Raw genomic sequence first — 18581 nt, forward strand, 5'->3', positions numbered from 1 at the left:
CGATCACCCGCGCCGGGCGTCCCGGTAGTACCGGATCAGCGCCTGGGTGGAGGCGTCCTGGGCCGCGAGCGCCTCCTCATCCCCGGTGACGGCCGGCGCGATCTGGCTGGCCAGCTCCTTACCCAGCTCCACCCCCCACTGGTCGAAGGAGTCGATGCCCCAGACGATGCCCTGGGTGAAGGTGATGTGCTCGTACAGTGCGATCAACTGACCCAGCACCGACGGGGTCAGCGCCGGAGCCATGATCGAGGTGGTGGGCCGGTTCCCTGGGAAGGTGCGGGCGGGCACCACCGCCTCGTCGGTGCCTTCGGCGCGCACCTCATCGGCGGTCTTGCCGAAGGCCAGCGCACGGGTCTGGGCGAAGAAGTTTGCCAGGAACAGGCTGTGCACATCCACGGGCCCGTCCTTGCGGGGGTCGGCGGGGTTGGCCACGGCGATGAAGTCGGCGGGGATCAACCGGGTGCCCTGATGGAGGAGTTGGTAGAAGGCGTGCTGGCCGTTGGTGCCCGGCTCACCCCAGAACACCTCACCGGTGTCGGTGGGCACGGGTGAGCCGTCCCACCGCACCCCCTTGCCGTTGGACTCCATCGTCAGTTGCTGCAGGTAGGCCGGGAAGCGGTGCAGGTCCTGGGCATAGGGCAGCACCGCGTGGGTGTGGGCGCCCAGGAAGTTGACGTACCAGACGTTCAGCAACCCCATCAGGGCGGGCACGTTGTGCGCGATCTCGGTGCTGCGGAAGTGCTCGTCCACGGCGTGGAGGCCGCCGAGGAACTCGGTGAACCGCTGTGGCCCGATCGCGATCACCAACGACAACCCGACGGCCGAGGGCACCGAGTAGCGCCCGCCCACCCAGTCCCAGAAGCCGAACGTGTTGTCGGTGTCGATGCCGAAGTCGGCCACCCGTTCCAGGGCGGTGGAGACCGCCACGAAGTGGCGGGCGACGGCGTCGGTACGCTCGGCCTTCCCGGTCCCGATCACCCCGCGCCGGGCGAGCTGCTCCCACAACCAGGTGCGGGCCATCCGGGCGTTGGTGAGGGTCTCGACCGTGCCGAAGGTCTTGGAGGCCACGATGAACAGGGTGGTCTCGGGGTCCACGCCGGCCAGGGTGGCGGCGATGTCGGCGGGGTCGATGTTGGAGATGAATCGCACCTCGAGGTCCTCGGCCACGTAGGACCGCAACGCCTCGTAGGCCATCACCGGGCCCAGGTCGGAACCACCGATGCCGATGTTGACCACGGTACGTACGCGCTTGCCGCTCACCCCGGTCCACTCCCCCGAGCGCACCTGGTCGGCGAAGGTATACATCCGCTCCAGCACCTCGTGCACGTCGGCGTCGATGTCCTGGCCGTCCACGACCAGCGCCGGACACTGATCCCTGGGCCGGCGCAACGCGGTGTGCAGCACGGCCCGGTTCTCCGTGGCGTTGATGCGCTCCCCGGCGAACATCGCGGCGATCCGCCCGGGCAGGTCGACCTCTTCGGCGACCTTGGTCAGCAGCCTGAGGGTCTCGTCGGTGATGAGGTTCTTGGACAGGTCCACATAGAGGTCCCCCACGGTGTGGCTGTAGCGTTCGGCGCGGCCGGGGTCCCGGGCGAACCAGCCGCGCAGGTCCGGCTCGAACGACTCGGCGTCGGCCTGCAGGGAACGCCAGGCGTCGGTGGCGGTGACATCGATCGGGGTATTCACGGTGGAGCTCCTTCGAAAACTGATACCTGCCCTCACCGTATTACCCAGGCGGCTGCGGCGCTCCCGCCGTGACCTCGCAACTTCGGCGCAGGCGGGTGCTCAAGGGCCCGGACTACTTCCGGCCGGGCGTGACCGGTGCGCTCGGGCTGGGCTCACAGCAGTAGCCGCTGGGCCTCGGTCACCACCAGTGCGGTGGCCGCGGCCAGCACCAGCGCGAACGTCAGCAACCACACCACCCGAGGTAGCGGCGTCAGGCGCGCCAGTACCGCCGGATCCGAGCCGCGATCCCGGCCCCGCCAGACCGAACCCAGGTGCCGCCAAGCCCCGATCAGCAGCAGCAGTCCGGTGGCCACCAGCACCTGCATCTGCAACACCACCGACCCCGCCCACCACAGCCACAGTGCCCCGGCGCTGACGGCCAGCATCACCAGCGCGGTCAGCACCGATCGAACCCGGACCCAGGAGATCAGCAGGATCACCAGCACCGCCGTCAGCACCGGTGGCCCCAGCCCCCGCGTGGCGGTCCACACCAGCACCGCGCCCAGGATCGCCGGAGCCGGATAGCCGGCCCAGGTGGTCGCCACCAGGGCGGCACCGCGCGGTTTACCCCTGGTTACGGCGTGCCCGGACATGTCCGCCCGGAGCACGAAACCTGTGAACGTGCGCCCGGTCGCCAGGCCCACCAGAGCATGCCCGAGTTCGTGCACCAGCGTCACCGCCAACCGGACGATCCGCCACAGCGGACCCACGGCAACCAACGCCAGGGCGATACCCGCGCTGATCAGCAGGTGCTCGGGTTCGACCTGACCGGCCTGGCTCGCCGGAACCGGGACGATGCGCTCGGAGATCTGGGACCAGGACGGGACATTCACGCAGTCACCCTAACCGCGCCCATCGGCGGGGCCGCGCAGACCTACTGCACCGGCCTGCGCCCACGCAACGATTGACATACGATGTGCGCTGCATCGCGCGTGCGTCCCCCGGGGGCGTTCGGGCACCCACGGGAGGAGAGGCGCGAGCGAGTGAGTGACCTGCTCGATTCCTATGGCGCGCCCGGCCCGGGCCGGGATGAGATGGTGCACGCCACCGGCACGGCCCGGGCCGCCTGGGATCAGATGGCCGATCTTGCGGATCTGCACGCCTGGCACCAGATCGAGGACGCCCGGGCGGAGATCGCCACCATGCTGTCCGACCAGTGGGTCCGCCACGGCAGCGACACCGAGGAGGCGCCCTGGGATCTCGATCCGTTCCCAGTGATCCTCGATGAGGTGGAGTGGGCCGTGGTGGAGACCGCACTGGGCCAGCGCGCCGAACTGCTCGATGAGATCCTCACCGACGTCTACGGACCCCGCCGGCTGATCACCGAGGGCCTCATCCCGGCCGACCTGGTGCTGCCCCATCCCGGATTCCTGCGCGCCGTGGACGGGATCACCATCCCGGGCCCGCGCCAGTTGTTCCTGCACGCCGCCGATGTGGCCAGGGAGGACGACGGCGGCTGGCGGGTGCTGGCCGACCGCACCCAGGCCCCCTCCGGGCTGGGCTTCGCGATGGCCGACCGGCGGGCGGTGGCCCAGGTGATGGCCGGGTTGTACCGCCAGGCCCGGATCCGGCGGATCGGCCCGTTCTTCCACGCCCTGGCCACCGCGCTTCGGGAGGTGGCTCCGCCGTCGGCTGGTGATTCCCCACGCATCGCGATGCTCACGCCCGGGCCGTACTCCGAGACCGCCTTCGACCAGGGGTATCTGGCCTCGATGCTGGGGCTGGCGTTGGTGCAGGGTGAGGACTTGGAGGTGCACGGGGGTCGGTTGTGGATGCGTTCCCTCCACGGCGCCGAACCGGTGGACGTCCTGCTGCGCCGGGTGGACGCGGAGTACTGCGACCCGCTGGACCTTCGCGGCGACTCCCGTCTCGGTGCTGCCGGCCTGGTGCAGACGGCGCGGGAGGGCAACCTGACCGTGGTGAACACCCTGGGTAGCGGGGTGCTGGAGAATCCGGCCCTGCTGGCCTACCTGCCGCAACTGTGCCGGGCGCTGCGCGACGAGGACCTGGCGCTGCCCTCCACCGAGACGTACTGGTGCGGGGATCGGGCCATGTGCTCCCATGTGATCGCCAACCTGGGCAGCCTGGTGATCCGGCACACCGCCCCGGGTGCCCCACCGATCCACGGCTGGGAACTGGACGCCGACGCACGCGCGAGCCTGTCCGCGGTGATCGCCGCCCAGCCGCGCCAGTGGGTGGGCCAGGAGCCGGTCGCAGCCTCCACGACCCCCACCGCCGGAGCCGATGCGCTGGTGGCCCGGCCCACCACGCTGCGCACCTTCGCGCTGTCCCGGCCCGGTGGCTACCAGGTGATGTCCGGCGGGCTCGCGCAGGTAAGCGGCCCGCAGACCCGTGCCTCCGACGTTCCCAGCGCCTTCGCCAACGACGCAGCCGCGGGCGGCGCGGCAGCCGGTGCCATCGCCAAGGACCTGTGGGTGCTGTCCACCGAACCGCAACCGGTCCTGGAGCCCTGGGAGCCGGGCAGGGCCGACGACGACGCACCGGTGGGTGCAGCAGGTGCGGCACCGGAGGGGGCCGGCCCGGGAGGGCCCGAGACCATCTCCGCAGGAGCCGCCGAGAACCTGTTCTGGTTCGGCCGCTACGGCGAACGGGCCGAGGCCACGGTCCGCCTGCTGCAGGTGGTCGTAGACCTCTGGGCCGACCACCACACCAGCCCGAACTCCCCGGGCGGGCGCTACCTGGGCGTGCTGGAACGCGTCCTCGCCGAGACGACCGCCGGCGGCACCCCGCTGCAGGTCCTCATCGGGGAGGGACCGGGCTCGGTGGCCTTCGCCGTGGACCGCATCCTGCGCGCCGCCATGGCGGTGCGCGACCAACTCTCCTCCGACACCTGGCAGGCGCTGGCCACGGTGAACCGCGCGCTGGATCGGGCCCGCGCCCAGCAACGAGAGGGTGGGGCAGTGGACCTGACCCGGGCCGTCACCCGGGTCACCGAGGGGATGCTGGCGCTGGCCGGGATCAGCGCCGAGTCGATGATGCGGGACGTGGGATGGTCGCTGATGGAGATCGGGCGCCGGATCGAACGCGCCCAGCACCTGGTGATGACGCTGCGGGCATGCCTGCCGCACCAGCAGCCCCCCGCGGTGGAGGCCGGGGTGCTGGAGGCGCTGTTGATCGCGCACGAGTCCGCCATCACCTACCGGCGCCGCTTCCAACGGCACGCCCGGGTGGACACCTTCCTGGATCTGGTGCTGCTGGACCGGCGCAATCCGCGGGCACTGGCCTACCAGGTGGAGGCGATCAGCACGCTGCTCGGGCAGGTGCCCACCCCGGTGCGGGACGCCAGTTCCAGGGACCAGTTGTTGGCGGATCTGCGTGACCTGCTCGCCGAGGCGGAGACGACGGTGCTGGCCGACCCCGACGACGACGGCCACCGCGCCCACCTGGCGGGCTTCCTGGAGTCGTTGCACTGGCGGCTGGCCGAACTGGCCAACGAGATCGCCCGGGTGCACTTCATCCACCCGGTGCCCAGCCAGTGGCTGGACGCGGTGGGCATCCGGGTACCCGCTGCCGACGAGGCCACCGAGCCCCCGGTCTGGGCCTGGGGGAACGGGGGTGGCGCGCGATGAGCACATCCGAGACGTCCGTGCGCCACTACCGGCTCACCCACGCCACCACCTACACCTACCCGGCCGACGTCACCTCCTCCTACGGGCGGGCGACCCTGCTGCCCCGGACCGGATCCGGCCAGCAGGTGCACATCGCCGGGCTGAGCGTGGATCCCGGCGCCGACCACAGCGGGCAGCACCACGACTTCGCCGGGAACCGCTCCACCTACTTCCACGTGACCCGGCCGCACCGGCGCCTGGAGGTCACCGCCCGCTCGGTGGTCACCACCAAACGGCGCCGGGTCGAACCCGACGCCCTGCCCGCGGTGGCATGGGAGGAGGTCGGCCGCGCCGTCGACGCGGTGTGCCGCACCGGTGAACACTCGAGTGTGGGGGGAGCCACCACCGCGCTGGCCATCGCCGAGGCGCGCGCCGCCTCCCCGATGATCGACGTGATCGAGGAGGTGCGGGCCTACGCCGCCCCCTCCTTCGTCCCGGGGCGCCCCATGGTGGATGTGGTGGCGGACCTGAGCAACCGGATCTTCACCGACTTCGACTTCGTCTCCGGGGCCACCCGGGTGGACACCCGGCTCTCGGAGGTACTCAAGCGGCGCGTGGGGGTCTGCCAGCACTTCGCCCACCTGCTCATCGGGTGCGCGCGCTCGATGGGGCTGGCGGCCCGGTACGTCTCGGGGTACATCGAGACCCAACCACCCCCGGGCCGGCCGAAACTGCGGGGCGTGGACGCCTCCCACGCCTGGGCCGCGCTGTGGCTCCCCGGCGGCGGGTGGTTGCACATCGACCCGACCAATGACCAGTTCATCGACAGCCGCTACGTCCAACTCGGCTGGGGCCGTGACTACGGGGACGTCTCCCCGCTACGGGGGATCGTGTTCACCGAGGGGTCCGGCTCCACCCTGGAGGTGGCGGTGGACCTGTGGCCGATCGAGGCCGATCAGGTGGAGGCGACCGTGGCCCAGGTTCGCCAGGAGCTGGGCGGGGATGGTTGATTCAGCCGGTGGTCATCGGGCGGGGCCCGCGCTTCCGGCGGGGTAGGTCCGTAGCGGCACCGTGCCCGCGGCCCAGGCAGCCAGCACCGGCTCCACCACCCGCCAGCACTGCTCCACCACGTCACCACGTACCGACAGCAGGGGGTCCCCCTCCAGAACTCCGGAGAGCACCTCCCCGTAGGCGGGCAACTCCCCTCTGGCAAAGGCGGTGGACATCACCACCCGGTCCAGTTCCCACGGGTCACCGGAGCCGTTGACGTCCAGTTCCAGATCGAGGCACTCCGGGCCCAGGCCGAGCCGCAACCGCGCCGGCTGGGAGGTCCCGAGCAAACCGGTGGGCAGATGCGGGACCGGTTTGAAGGTGATCAGTGCCTCCTTGCGGGGCCGCCCCAGCGCCTTGCCGGACCGGAGCCGGAACGGCACTGCCTTCCAGCGCCAGTTGTCGATGAAGCAGGTGACCTCGGCCAGGGTCTCGGTGCCGGCCCCGGAATCCACGCCGGGTTCATCGGCGTAGGCGATCACCTCCCGCTCCCCGATCCGCCCGACGCCGTAGCGCGCTCGCACGCTGTGCCGGGACGGGTCTGCCGCCCTGGTGGCACGCAGCACCTCGGCGATCCGGTCGCGCACGTCGCGTTCGCCCATCGTGGCGGGCGGGTCCATCGCGATCAGCGCCAGCACCTGCAGCAAGTGGCTCTGGATCATGTCCCGCAGCGCACCGGCGGAGTCGTAGTAGCGGGCCCGGTCCTCCAGGGCCAGGTCCTCGTCGTAGACGATGTCCACCGCGTCGATATGCGCCGCGCTCCACAGCGGTTCGAAGATCCGGTTGGCGAACCGGAATCCCAGGATGTTCAGCACGGTGGACTTGCCCAGGAAGTGATCGACCCGGTGGATCTGCTCCTCCGGCACGAGGGCGCGCACGGTCTCATTCAGCGACCGGGCCGACGCCGCGTCGGACCCGAACGGCTTCTCCATGATCAACCGGGTGCCCTCGGGCACGCCGATCGCACCCAGCGCCCGGCAGGCCTGCTCGGTCACCGCCGGGGGGAGTGCGAAGTAGATGGCCACCGGGCCGGTGCATACCTGCAGGGCGCGCCGCAGGTCATCGGGGCTGGCGGCGTCGGCGCGCACGTAGACCGACTCGCGCTCCAGCCGGCGCAGGGTTGCCGCACCGGGATCGGACAGGGTGGGCGCGGCCATCTCCTCCCAGGACGCGACCTCAATACTGGGCGTGGCCGCGAACGCCTCGCGCAGCCGGGTCCGCCACCGGGTGTCATCCCAGTCCTCCGCACCCGCTCCGACGAGGTTCAGGTCCGGCGCCGCGCCGCCGGCGAGCAGGCGCCCCACGCCCGGCAGCAGGAGCCGGCCGGCCAGGTCGCCACTGGCACCGAGCACCAGCAGGGTGCGCACCTGTGCCTCCGAGCCGGCTTCGACCTCGGTCATTGCGCCACCTCCGCATCACCGCCCGCACCCGATCGATGGTGGAGCACGTAGGGGCGATCCTACGAGGCGGTCACCGGGGCTACCTGCGGGGCGGGTGTGTGCGCCCGGGACTTGAAGGACCGCAGCCGCAGGCTGTTGCCCACCACGAACACGCTGGAGAAGGCCATCGCGGCGCCGGCGAGCATCGGGTTGAGCAGGCCGAAGGCGGCCAGCGGGATCGCGGCGGTGTTGTAGGCAAAGGCCCAGAACAGGTTCCCCTTGATGGTGCCCAGCGTTCTGCGGGACAGCCGGATCGCATCGGCCGCGCTGCGCAGGTCCCCCCGGACCAGGGTGATGTCGGCGGCCTGGATGGCGACGTCGGTGCCGGTGCCCATCGCCAGGCCCAGGTCGGCCTGGGCCAGCGCGGCGGCGTCGTTCACGCCGTCGCCGACCATCGCGACCACCTTGCCCTCACTCTGCAGGCGGGCCACCACGTCCACCTTGTCCTTCGGCAGCACCTCGGCAACGACCGTCTCGATGCCCACCTCGGCGGCGATCTGCTCCGCAACGGTCTTGTTGTCGCCGGTGAGCAGTACCGGCGTCAGACCGAGTGCCCGCAACTGCCGGATCGCCTCGGCGCTGGTGGGCTTGACCGTGTCGGCCACCGTCAGCACACCCCGGGCCGCGCCGTCCCACGCGACGACGACGGCGGTCGTGCCCTGCGACTCGGCGGCGGCCTTGACCGTGGCCAGACCCGCGGGCAGGTCCTGGGAGATCTCTCCCAGCAGGCTCTCGCGACCGACGATGACGGTGCGGCCCTGCACCACGCCGCGCACGCCCCTGCCCTCGAGGTTGGCGAAGTCGTGGGCCTGCGGCAACTGGCCCACCTCATCGGTGGCGCCGGTGGTGATGGCCCGGGCGATGGGGTGCTCGGAGGAGTTCTCCAGCGCCCCGGCCAGGCGGAGGAGTTCGGCACGGTCCACTCCGTCGCCCGGATGGACCCCGGTCAGGGCCATCGTGCCGGTGGTGACCGTGCCGGTCTTGTCGAGCACGACGGTGTCGGACCTTCGGGTGGACTCCAGCACCTCCGGGCCCTTGATCAGGATCCCCATCTGGGCGCCGCGCCCGGTGCCCACCAGCAACGCGGTGGGGGTGGCCAGGCCGAGTGCGCACGGGCAGGCGATGATGAGCACCGCCACCGCAGCGGTGAAGGCGGCGCTGAGCGGGAAGCCCGCCCCGATCCAGGCGCCCAGGGCCGCTACCGCGATCGCGATGGCAATCGGGACGAAGATCCCCGAGACCTTGTCTGCCAGGCGCTGGATCTCGGCCTTCCCGGACTGCGCGTCCTCGACCATCCTGGCCATCTGCGCCAGTTGGGTGTCGGCGCCCACACGCGTGGCGCGCACCACCAACCGCCCCCCGGCGTTCACGGTGGCCCCGGTGACGGCATCGCCCTCGGAGACCTCCACCGGCACCGATTCGCCGGTGAGCATCGAGGCGTCTACTGCCGAGGTGCCCGAGACGATGACGCCGTCGGTCGCGACCTTCTCCCCCGGGCGCACGATGAACTCATCGCCCACCGCGAGCTCGGCAGTGGGGATCCTGGTCTCCACCCCGCCGCGCAGCACGGCCACGTCCTTGGCGCCCATCTCCATCAGTGCGCGCAGCGCCGCACCGGCCCGGCGCTTGGAGCGCTTCTCGAAGTAGCGACCCAGCAGGATGAACATCGTCACCCCGGCAGCCACCTCGAGGTAGATGTTCGCGGCGCCGTCGGTCGGGGCGATGCTCAGTTCGAAGGCGTGAGTCATCCCCGGCACTCCGGCGGTACCGAGGAAGAGCGCGTACAGCGACCACACGAACGCCGCGCTGGTGCCCAGGGACACCAGGGTGTCCATCGTGGCCGCACCGTGACGCAGGTTCGTCCACGCCGCCTTGTGGAAGGGCCAGCCGGCCCACACGATCACCGGCGCGGTCAGGGCCAGGGAGGCCCACTGCCAGTAGATGAACTGCAACGCCGGGATCATCGCCATCGCGATCACCGGCACCGATAGCAGCACCGAGCCGATCAGGCGCTGGCGCAGCGTGACCAGTTCGGGATCGACCTCACCGCCGGTCTGGTCCTCCTCCGCACCGGACTGCGGGGGTTCGGGGAGCGTGGCGGTGTAACCGGTGCGGGCCACGACGTCGATCAGGGAGTCGATCTGGATGCCGTCGGCGATGGTCACGCGGGCCTTCTCGGTGGCGTAGTTCACCGAGGCCTCGACGCCGTCGAGTTTGTTGAGTTTCTTCTCCACCCGCATGGCACACGAGGCACAGGTCATCCCGCCGATCGCCAGTTCCACGGCGCTGCCGGCGCCCTGCTGCCGGGCGGGGGAGGTGGACATCGGTGCGTCTCCTTCGTACTGCTGGCTTGTGCGTGACCGCCTCAGTGGTCGGCGGGGTCCTCGGCGGGGTCCGTCTCCGTGCTCTCGTCGTCATCGTCGGGTCCGGTGCCCGGGTGGCCGGGTTCCTCGTGACGGATATCCTCCACGGTCTGTACCCAGTCCTGCACGGTCTCCTCCGGCACCGCGACGTTACCGACCGCGGCCGCCGCGACGAAGACCACCACGAGGCCTGCCCCGTAGAGGCCGAGCCGGAGGGGAACCCTCATCAGGCGCGCACCGCCTCGTATCCGGCCTCGTCCACCGCAGCCACCACGGCGGCGTCATCGACCGGCCCGTTCACGCTGAGCACGAGGGTGCCCGTCTGTGCACTGACCTCGACCGCTTCCACGCCGGAGATCTGCCCGACCTCCTCGCGGACGGCGTTCTCACAGTGCGAGCAGGTCATGCCAGTCACCTGGTACTCGTGCCGGTCCATGCGTCCTCCTTAGTCGATACGGTACCCATAGGGGGTATAGGTTCCGTCTGATCGTATACCCAGGGTGGGTATCGGTGTCAATCGACGCGATCGGGCCGGGGCAATCGTATATCGTGGGCCACCCTGATACCCTACGGGGGTATATAGCGAATGGGAGATTGTCGTTATGAGCATCTCAGGACCTCACCACCACAGCGACCCGGGCATCCAACAGGCTCAGGATCCTCGCGGCCACGCTCCCGAGGGCGACGGCGAGCACAGCGAGCACGCCCACCACGGTCACGGCGGCCACGGTCACGGCGGCCACGACCACGGAGGCCACGACCACGGTGACCACGTGGGCCAGTTCCGCCGGTTGTTCTGGATCATGCTCCTCCTCGGCCTGCCGACGGTGCTGCTGAGCCCGATGTTCGCGCACATCATCGGCTATGACCTGCCCGAGGCCGGCTGGCTCACCTGGGTCTCGCCGGTGCTGGGCACGATCATCTACCTCTGGGGTGGCCGGCCCTTCCTCACCGGCGCCGTCGGTGAGCTCAAGGCACGCAAGCCCGGAATGATGCTGCTGATCGCGATGGCGATCACCGTTGCCTTCATCTCCTCGTGGGGCGCCGGCCTGGGCCTGCTGTCCCACGAGCTGGAGTTCTGGTGGGAACTGGCGCTGCTGGTGGTGATCATGCTGCTGGGGCACTGGATCGAGATGCGCTCCCTGGAACAGACCTCCTCGGCACTGGACTCGCTGGCCGCCTTGCTCCCCGACGAGGCCGAGCGGGTCGACGGCGACCAGGTCACCACGGTCGCGCCTTCGGACCTGGTCGTGGGCGATGTCGTCATCGTGCGCCCGGGTGGGCGCGTTCCAGCCGATGGAGTCGTGGCCGAGGGCAGTGCCGACGTCAACGAGTCGATGATCACCGGGGAGTCCAGGCCGGTGCCCCGTTCCGCAGGTGACCGGGTCGTGGCCGGCACCGTGGCCACCGACAATGCGCTGCGGGTCCGGATAGCCGCCGTCGGCGAGGACACCGCACTGGCCGGCATCCAGCGCCTGGTCGCCCAGGCGCAGTCCTCGGCCACCCGGGCACAGCGGCTGGCGGACAAGGCAGCCGGATGGTTGTTCTGGTTCGCGCTCGGCGCCGCAGCCGTCACCCTGGTGGCCTGGATGCTGCTCGGCACCCCCGACCAGGCCTTGATGCGAGTCATCACCGTACTCGTGATCGCCTGCCCGCACGCCCTGGGCCTGGCGATCCCGCTGGTGGTCTCCATCGCCACCGAACGTGCCGCCAAGGGTGGGGTGCTGGTCAAGGACCGGATGGCGCTGGAACAGATGCGCACCGTGGACGCGGTGCTGTTCGACAAGACCGGCACCCTGACCGCCGGCGCACCGGTGGTCACCGGCATCACCACCGCCGGCGACACGACCGAGGAGGACTTGCTGTTACTGGCTGCCAGTGCCGAGGGTGACAGTGAGCACCCGCTCGCACGGGCCATTCGCGAGGCGGCCGCACAGAAGGGACTGACCGTTCCGGTGGCCGGCGACTTCTCCTCGGCCACCGGCGTCGGTGTCCGGGCCACCGTGCAGGGCCGCACCGTCGCCGTCGGGGGTCCTGCCCTGCTGGCGACGTCGGACCGCTCTGCGCTGTCCGCCACCGAGGGGTGGTCCGGCCGCGGTGCCACCGTGCTGCACGTACTCCTCGACGGCGAGGTCGCGGGTGCGCTCGCCCTGGCCGATGAGATCCGCCCCGAGTCGCGCGAGGCGGTCCGCGCCTTGCATGACCTCGGCATCCACGTGGTGATGATCACCGGCGACGCCGAGCCGGTCGCCCGCGCGGTGGCCGAGGAACTCGGAATCGATCAACTCTTCGCCGAAGTGCGGCCCGAGGACAAGAGCAGCACGGTCGCCGAGTTGCAGGAGCAGGGTCGGGTGGTGGCGATGGTCGGCGACGGCGTCAACGACGCCCCGGCCCTGGCCCAGGCAGATGTCGGCATCGCGATCGGCGCCGGCACCGACGTCGCGATTGCCTCGGCCGGGGTGATCCTGGCCTCCGACGATCCCCGGTCGGTGCTGTCGGTGATCCAACTCTCCCGTGCGGCCTACCGCAAGATGAAGCAGAACCTGTGGTGGGCCGCCGGGTACAACCTCGCGGCGGTGCCGTTGGCCGCTGGCGTGCTCGCCCCGATCGGATTCGTGATGCCGATGGCGGTCGGTGCGCTGCTGATGTCGCTGTCCACCGTGGTGGTGGCCATGAACGCCCAGTTCCTGCGACGCCTGGACCTGCGTCCCGAGGCCAGCGTGCGGGCCGCCCGGGGCGCCGCCCCGGTACGCGCGGAGCGACTGAGTCGGGAAGTCCCGATGCCCAGCCACCACTAACCCGCCGACGGAGCGGGCGGCCCGCCGGGCCTCAGTCGCGTGCGGTCAGCACCACCGGGCCATCGGGGGTGATCGCCACGGTGTGCTCGCTGTGCGCGCCCCGGGAGCCGTCCGCGGAGCGGATGGTCCATCCGTCCGGGTCGGTGTAGATCTCATCGGTACCGGCCATGAACCACGGCTCGATGGCGATCACCAGACCGGGGCGCAGCGGCATCCCGCGGCGGGCCCGGCCGTCGTTGGGCACGTGGGGCTCTCCGTGCATGCTGCGGCCGACCCCGTGCCCACCGAACTGGGTGTTCACCTTGTAGCCGTGGTTAGCCGCCACCGCGCCGATGGCGGCTGAGATATCCCCGATCCGGTTGCCCACCACGGCGACCTCGATCGCCGCCTGCAGCGCGGTCTCGGTGGCCCCGATCAGCCGCTCGTCCTCGTGATCGGGGGTGCCGACGATCATGCTGGTGGCGGCGTCGCCGACCCAACCGTCCACGGAGACCGCGAAGTCCACCGAGAGTAGGTCGCCGTCGGCCAGTGCGTAGTCGTGCGGCAGTCCGTGCAGCACCGCGTCATTGACCGAGGTGCACAACACCTTGCCGAACGGGCTCGCCCCGAATGAGGGGTGGTATTCGATGTAACAGGACTCCGCTCCGGCGGCGCGGATCATCTGGTGCGCCATGGCGTCCAGGTCCAGCAGGTTCACGCCCACGGCGGCGTGCTCGCGTATCGCGGCGAGCACCTTGGCCACGAGCCGGCCGGCGGGCCGCATCTGGTCAATCTCGGCGGGCGTCTTCAGTTCGATCACGCCTCCAGCCTACCCGCGGCCGCCGCGGCCGCCGCTTGGCCGATTCGGCGGCGCGGGCGTGTCGCTGCCAGGATGGGCCGGTGTGCCCGGCAAGGATTACGGGCACAAAGCAAAGGCCCCTCGAACTAGGGATTCGAGGGGCCTTGCTTCGTCGTCGAGGGTTGCCGATGCGATGACCATCCGCCGACTCCGGCCGCCGAAGCGACCGAGTCACCTCGTCGACGATCCCATGCGGTCCGTTCAGCGGTGCGGTCCCATCGAAGACCATCCGAGCCGCGAACCCGAGGGCTCCGGCTCGGCCACTGCCGTTTTCCACATGGCGTCGTCAACAACGTCGTCCTGTGCACCTTCACCGGGTAACCCCGGCGGTTGGGTCACAGACCTGCTCGATCCGGAGAACCGGACCGGTCGGGCTGACCATCGCCCGGGTCTCCCCAGCCGATGGCCCCGCAGGTTTGGTAAACCAAACCCTTGGTTGACGCTTTCCCCTCCGTTGGGCGATCCGTAAGGATCTCCTTCCTTCGGGGAACCTCTGTGCTGTTGTCGATAAGTAATGTCTAGTACCCGAACATGGGATTAACAAGGGGTTTCGCCCACGACTTTTCTATCCCCAACTCGTGCACAGGTTCGTCCACAGCACGACCTGGGAGAACGCTGTTCATGCACAGGCCTGTGCACAGGATTTGTGGATGACGCCGGCCGGCGGTCCTCAGACCTCGACCGGAATCCTATCGGCGGCTACCGCCTGCTCGGGCACGCCGACCGCCCGCATCACGAACGCCTCGGTGGCGATGATGGCCCGCTGCCGCTCCGGCCCGGATTCGGGCACCGCGCGAGCGGAAAGGCAGGAGTTGATCAGCGGCACCACCGAGTCCAGGTCCTGGGCGGGCAGCCGCCCGGAGTCGATGCCGGCCGCGAGGATCTCGTGCAGCATGCTCTCCACCAGCACCACGTGGTCGCGCAGCCGGGTGAGGGTGTGCCGGGAGACCACGGCGCGCAGCGCCGCGGGGGCCAGGTGGTAGGAGCGGCGCAGGTTGATCTGCTCCCGGACGTAGACCCGCAACTGTTCCTGCGGGTCCTGCACCTGCACCAGGGCCTGGCGCAGGTCGTCCAGGAACCGCTCGGTCTCGTGCTCGATGAATCCGATCAGCAACGATTCCTTGTCCGGGAAGTGGTTGTACACCGAGGTCCGGCCCACCCCGGCCTGCTGGGCGATCTCGGCCAGGCTGACAGCGTCGAAGCCGGAACGTTCCATCAGGTCCGACAGCGCGGCGAACAACTTGCCGCGCACCTTCTCGCGATGCTCCGCCAGGGAGCCTCCGATGATCTTGGGCACCCCGACATCATCTCACATGCTGACGACGGGACCTATTCTGTCGCAAAACGGTTGGGAGCGGTCTCACCCGCGCCGACGACGCCGAGCCGGGACTGGATCGCGCGCACGATCGGCAGATCGGGATCGAGCCAGGCCACCGTGCGCAACTCCCCCAGGGGGAGCCAGCGCAGATCGTCGTGATCGGCCAGCGGCGCCGGATCGCCGGTGACGATCTGGGCGAACCACACCCGCATCCGGTGACCGTGCAGGATCGGCCAGTCCGCCCCCGCCGGGCCGGCGATCTGCTCACCCAGGTGGATCCGGATGCCGAGCTCCTCGTGCAGTTCCCGATGCACGGCGTCGTGGTCGGCCTCCCCGGGCTCGACCTTCCCGCCAGGGAACTCCCAGCGCCCGGCGAGGGTCTTGGGCGCGCTGCGCCGCGCCGCCAGCAATCGGGTGGGGTGGCGCAGATCGTCCAGAATCGCCGCTGCGGCGACCAGGGCTCGGGGAGCGGTCATCCAAGCGATACTACCGATCCGACTTATCCACAGCCTTCATCCACAGCTGTGTGCACAGGATGTGAGTTGGCACGTCATGGCTGTGGACGCCGGCCCGAGGACCCATCGCGCCCGACCGCGGCCGGCGCGGGGCCGTAGGTCACCTACGTCGAGGCGTCGCGCCCGCCACGGTGGTGCGAGTCCGTCGCTACCGCACCGCCACCGGGCAGTGGCCTACCGGTGCCGGACGACGAGGCGGGGCGCTGCCCGGAGTCCGCTCACCACCGTAGTGGTGGCGTGCTGCAGGTCCTGCATCCGGAACCGGACGCCGTGGCGGCGCCTGGTCGCCTCGATGCGGTCGGGCAGTCCGGCATCGGCGGCCACGGCGCGCGAGCCCACCGAGTGCACGATCAACTCGATGCGGTGTTCGGTCACCCCCGGCCCACCGCCGTCGGGCCCGTTCGGCCCGGACGCCGCACGCAGTGCCTCGGTGATGTCGATCCAGTAGGGCGGTGCCCACAGGTGCCCCACCGGCGAGCCGTCGATGATCACCTCGGCGACCTCACCTACCGGGGTGTCGACCTCGGCACGGAAGGACTGCGGCGGCAACCCGCGCTCGGCCAACGCCGCGGGGTCGATGGGCTGCGTGGGTCCCAGGTCCAGTAGCACCTGCGCCGTCGAAGCCGGCTCCCCGGCCCAGACCCGCTCGGGGATGGTGACCACCGCCTCATAACGCAGGCTGCCCAGGTGGGCCGGTACCTCGCCGTCGCCCTCCCACACGTGCGGCAGCCGCACCGGCCGCAGCGGGCCCTCCGCGGGTCCGGCCGACCAGCCACCGACCTCCATCTCCTCCTCCCGGGGACGCACCCCCTGCTCACCGGGCGCCGGCCACGGTTCGTCGGCGACGCCGGTGATGAGCACCTGGGCGCCATAGGGCGCCAGTTCCACCTCGATCCAGGGCGGGGCCTCATCGGTTCGCTCGAGCGTCCGTGCGTCCAGCACGGTGCCGTGGGCCGGATCGGCCAGGGCCCAACGGGAGTAGCCGGCGCGCGGGCGCAGTCCGGTGCGGACCTGCTCGGCGCCGGTGTTGACGACCAGGTAGACCTGCACCGGGCCGAGGTCGCGGTGCACCACACCGACCACGTCGGCACCGGTGCGCACCGCACAGTCCGCCCCGATCCGCCCGATGAGCACCTGCGCCAACCGGTCGGCCGGGACCACCTCGCCGAGTTCGGCGCCGTCGGGCACGGCATGGTTTGGCATGGCATCCCCGGGCACGGAATCTCCGCGCAGGTCCACACCGCGCGGGCCGGCCCAGCGTTCAGGTGCCGGCTGCACCTGCCCGGGATCGTCGTCGATCGTTAGCACGGCCACCCCGGCGTTCCGGGCAGCCCGCAGGAACGCCCGTGCCCGCGATCCGAGGGGGCTGCGCCAGGGGACGACGACGGCGCGGAAGGTGTCCGGGTCCAGTCCTGCCAGGGCGTCGTCGTCGAGCAGGTCGAAGTCCAGCCCCGCGGTGCGGATCCGGGCCGGGATGTCACCCAGCGCACGCGCGGTGCCGCGCCACAGGTTGCACCCGTACGGTCCGCCGGTGCCCATCCCGGCGTAGATCGCCGCGGATGGGACCAGGACGGCAACGTCCGCCACCGCGCGGCCCTGGCGCAGCAGCCACCCCAGCCGGGTCAGGTACCGGCTCAGTTCCGGCATGACCGGCCACCAAGGGTTGCGATCATCGAGCGCCCCGGCGGCGTAGAACAGATTCCCCACGCCGGGCGCGTCCTCGCCGGAGTAGGGCCAGCCGTGCAAATAGAACTGGTTCACCCCGGACAGGAAGTGCTCATGTGCCTCTCCCTTCAGATCCAGTGGGGTGGCGCGCAGGGACGGGGAGTGGATCCAGGTGAATGCCTCGGCCGAGACCACCGGGCGCTCGTACCGGTGCGCGGCGGCCGCGGCCCACCGGGTTTCGGGCAGGCCCAGCCAGCCCCAGCCCTCCCCTTCGAAGGCCTGGGCGTGACGGTAGGAACTGATGGTGGCCGGCGGCTCCCCGTAGTTCTGGATCCGCAGGTCAACTCCGGCGTCCTGGGACCAGCGTCCCAGCACCGCGACGAAGTTCTCCTCGTACAGTTCCGACAGGGTGCGGTAGTAGTCGGCGCGGAAGGTCGCGTGGCCCGGCCCCTCCACCCGGAGCAGGTACAGATACGGCAACGGGTCGTACCCACGGCGTCGGCTGAACTCCTCGGGCAGGTGCACGGTGAAGTCGGAGCCGTAGACCTCCAGTGAATCGCAGAACACCGCGCCGATCCGGTCCGGGCCGGCCGCCGCCAGGAGTGGGTCGGCCACCGCGCTCAGGTGCGCGCGGGTGGCCGCGGCGCTGTAGTGGTCCAGCACCGGGCCCTCGGCGCCCTTGGCTGCCCGCTTGACCTGCTGTCCGGTCAGCACCGACCAGACCAGCAGCACCGTCCTGGGCCCGGCTCCGGGTGGGATGGCTGCCCCGGCAGGCCCGACCGGAACCGGTTCGTAACCTCCCGGTGCCGCCTCCCCGGGGGCGCCGGGGGCGAGGAAGGCGGCGAGCAGTTCATCACCGGGCCACGAGGCGCTGCGGGCGGCCCGGTGTGCCGCCGGGCCGATCTCGCGTACCTCCCAGCGCAAGCCCCGGGCGGCGTGTTCGGGGCCGATGTGCCCGCCTCCGTATGACCACCCGCTGCCCAGCGTGAGGTCCAGGCGCAACCCCAGCTCGGCCGCCGTGGCGGCGGCGTAGTCCAGGTGGTCCAGGAACTCCGGGGATCCGAACTCCTCCGACTCCTCGGTGAGGGGGTAGACGAAGGAGAGTTCGGCACCGCCCAGTCCGGCCGCACGCATGGCGTGCAGTTGGCGGGCGATCCCGGACCGGTCCACCTGCGGACCGAACCACCACCAACGCACCATCGGGCGGGCGTCATCGCAGGGTTCGGCCATACCGTCCAGCACGGATCTCAGACTTGCCATGCCCTTCACCCTGCCAGTGCTGCCGCTCTCGGCTCGCCCGG

General features: G+C 70.7%; 13 protein-coding genes. 3 read left to right on the forward strand and 10 right to left on the reverse strand.

Translation table 11 applies throughout. From position 1 onward, the window contains the following. Nucleotides 1-3: 3 nt before the first annotated feature. Together pgi and ACO0LU_RS15040 are read right to left on the reverse strand one after the other, a co-directional pair. Nucleotides 4-1686 (reverse strand): glucose-6-phosphate isomerase, encoded by a 1683-nt coding sequence (gene pgi, locus ACO0LU_RS15035; RefSeq protein ID WP_424792164.1) that lies wholly within the window; start codon nucleotides 1684-1686, stop codon nucleotides 4-6. 152 nt (nucleotides 1687-1838) lie between these two features. Then, complete coding sequence (locus tag ACO0LU_RS15040; protein WP_424792165.1) at nucleotides 1839-2558, reverse strand: M50 family metallopeptidase; 720 nt, start codon at nucleotides 2556-2558, stop codon at nucleotides 1839-1841. A gap of 150 nt (nucleotides 2559-2708) precedes the next feature. Between ACO0LU_RS15040 and ACO0LU_RS15045 the strand changes: the two genes are divergently transcribed. Both ACO0LU_RS15045 and ACO0LU_RS15050 read left to right on the forward strand, forming a co-directional pair. Next, nucleotides 2709-5315 carry a circularly permuted type 2 ATP-grasp protein gene (locus ACO0LU_RS15045; RefSeq protein ID WP_424792166.1) on the forward strand — a complete coding sequence of 869 codons (2607 nt, stop codon included), beginning with the start codon at nucleotides 2709-2711 and terminating at the stop codon, nucleotides 5313-5315. Continuing rightward, entirely contained in the window at nucleotides 5312-6304 is a 993-nt protein-coding gene (locus tag ACO0LU_RS15050; protein ID WP_424792167.1) for a transglutaminase family protein, read from the forward strand. The genes ACO0LU_RS15045 and ACO0LU_RS15050 overlap by 4 nt, the downstream gene beginning before the upstream one ends. A gap of 12 nt (nucleotides 6305-6316) precedes the next feature. On the opposite strand, the gene ACO0LU_RS15055 is transcribed toward ACO0LU_RS15050, so the two are convergent. The 4 genes from ACO0LU_RS15055 to ACO0LU_RS15070 are packed head-to-tail and all read right to left on the reverse strand — an operon-like array spanning nucleotide 6317 to nucleotide 10582. Next, nucleotides 6317-7744 carry a glucose-6-phosphate dehydrogenase gene (locus ACO0LU_RS15055; protein WP_424792168.1) on the reverse strand — a complete coding sequence of 476 codons (1428 nt, stop codon included), beginning with the start codon at nucleotides 7742-7744 and terminating at the stop codon, nucleotides 6317-6319. Nucleotides 7745-7803: 59 nt separating this feature from the next. After that, nucleotides 7804-10107, reverse strand: a complete 2304-nt coding sequence (locus ACO0LU_RS15060; protein ID WP_424792169.1) for a heavy metal translocating P-type ATPase — start codon at nucleotides 10105-10107, stop codon at nucleotides 7804-7806. A gap of 41 nt (nucleotides 10108-10148) precedes the next feature. Further along, nucleotides 10149-10373 carry a hypothetical protein gene (locus tag ACO0LU_RS15065; protein WP_424792170.1) on the reverse strand — a complete coding sequence of 75 codons (225 nt, stop codon included), beginning with the start codon at nucleotides 10371-10373 and terminating at the stop codon, nucleotides 10149-10151. Continuing rightward, on the reverse strand, nucleotides 10373-10582 hold the full coding sequence (locus tag ACO0LU_RS15070) for a heavy-metal-associated domain-containing protein (RefSeq protein ID WP_424792171.1): 210 nt from the start codon (nucleotides 10580-10582) through the stop codon (nucleotides 10373-10375). The genes ACO0LU_RS15065 and ACO0LU_RS15070 overlap by 1 nt, the downstream gene beginning before the upstream one ends. Before the next feature lie 166 nt (nucleotides 10583-10748). On the opposite strand from ACO0LU_RS15070, the gene ACO0LU_RS15075 reads away from it, so the two are divergent. Then, a complete protein-coding gene (locus tag ACO0LU_RS15075) occupies nucleotides 10749-12944 on the forward strand; it encodes a heavy metal translocating P-type ATPase (RefSeq protein ID WP_424792172.1) in 2196 nt (731 codons plus the stop codon). A 31-nt stretch (nucleotides 12945-12975) separates the two neighbouring features. Here ACO0LU_RS15075 and map read toward each other — a convergent pair whose 3' ends face one another. The 4 genes from map to ACO0LU_RS15095 form a co-directional block, all read right to left on the reverse strand. Beyond that, nucleotides 12976-13743 (reverse strand): type I methionyl aminopeptidase, encoded by a 768-nt coding sequence (gene map / locus ACO0LU_RS15080; protein ID WP_424792173.1) that lies wholly within the window; start codon nucleotides 13741-13743, stop codon nucleotides 12976-12978. A 709-nt stretch (nucleotides 13744-14452) separates the two neighbouring features. Continuing rightward, entirely contained in the window at nucleotides 14453-15079 is a 627-nt protein-coding gene (locus ACO0LU_RS15085) for a TetR/AcrR family transcriptional regulator (protein WP_424792174.1), read from the reverse strand. A 32-nt stretch (nucleotides 15080-15111) separates the two neighbouring features. Next, nucleotides 15112-15576: a (deoxy)nucleoside triphosphate pyrophosphohydrolase gene (locus tag ACO0LU_RS15090; protein WP_424792175.1), complete on the reverse strand. Its 465-nt coding sequence runs from the start codon at nucleotides 15574-15576 to the stop codon at nucleotides 15112-15114. A 213-nt stretch (nucleotides 15577-15789) separates the two neighbouring features. After that, complete coding sequence (locus tag ACO0LU_RS15095; protein WP_424792176.1) at nucleotides 15790-18540, reverse strand: glycosyl hydrolase; 2751 nt, start codon at nucleotides 18538-18540, stop codon at nucleotides 15790-15792. Nucleotides 18541-18581: the final 41 nt, after the last annotated feature.

The organism is Pseudactinotalea sp. Z1748 (assembly GCF_049725185.1).
Classification (GTDB): domain Bacteria; phylum Actinomycetota; class Actinomycetes; order Actinomycetales; family Beutenbergiaceae; genus CALKWS01.

Bases quoted from the DNA above. Each gene is read 5' to 3' on its own strand.
- ACO0LU_RS15050 (WP_424792167.1), top strand. From the start codon at position 5,312: ATGAGCACATCCGAGACGTCCGTGCGCCACTACCGGCTCACCCACGCC.
- ACO0LU_RS15055 (WP_424792168.1), bottom strand. From the start codon at position 7,744: ATGACCGAGGTCGAAGCCGGCTCGGAGGCACAGGTGCGCACCCTGCTG.
- ACO0LU_RS15060 (WP_424792169.1), bottom strand. From the start codon at position 10,107: ATGTCCACCTCCCCCGCCCGGCAGCAGGGCGCCGGCAGCGCCGTGGAA.
- ACO0LU_RS15065 (WP_424792170.1), bottom strand. From the start codon at position 10,373: ATGAGGGTTCCCCTCCGGCTCGGCCTCTACGGGGCAGGCCTCGTGGTG.
- ACO0LU_RS15070 (WP_424792171.1), bottom strand. From the start codon at position 10,582: ATGGACCGGCACGAGTACCAGGTGACTGGCATGACCTGCTCGCACTGT.
- ACO0LU_RS15075 (WP_424792172.1), top strand. From the start codon at position 10,749: ATGAGCATCTCAGGACCTCACCACCACAGCGACCCGGGCATCCAACAG.
- ACO0LU_RS15090 (WP_424792175.1), bottom strand. From the start codon at position 15,576: ATGACCGCTCCCCGAGCCCTGGTCGCCGCAGCGGCGATTCTGGACGAT.
- ACO0LU_RS15095 (WP_424792176.1), bottom strand. From the start codon at position 18,540: ATGGCAAGTCTGAGATCCGTGCTGGACGGTATGGCCGAACCCTGCGAT.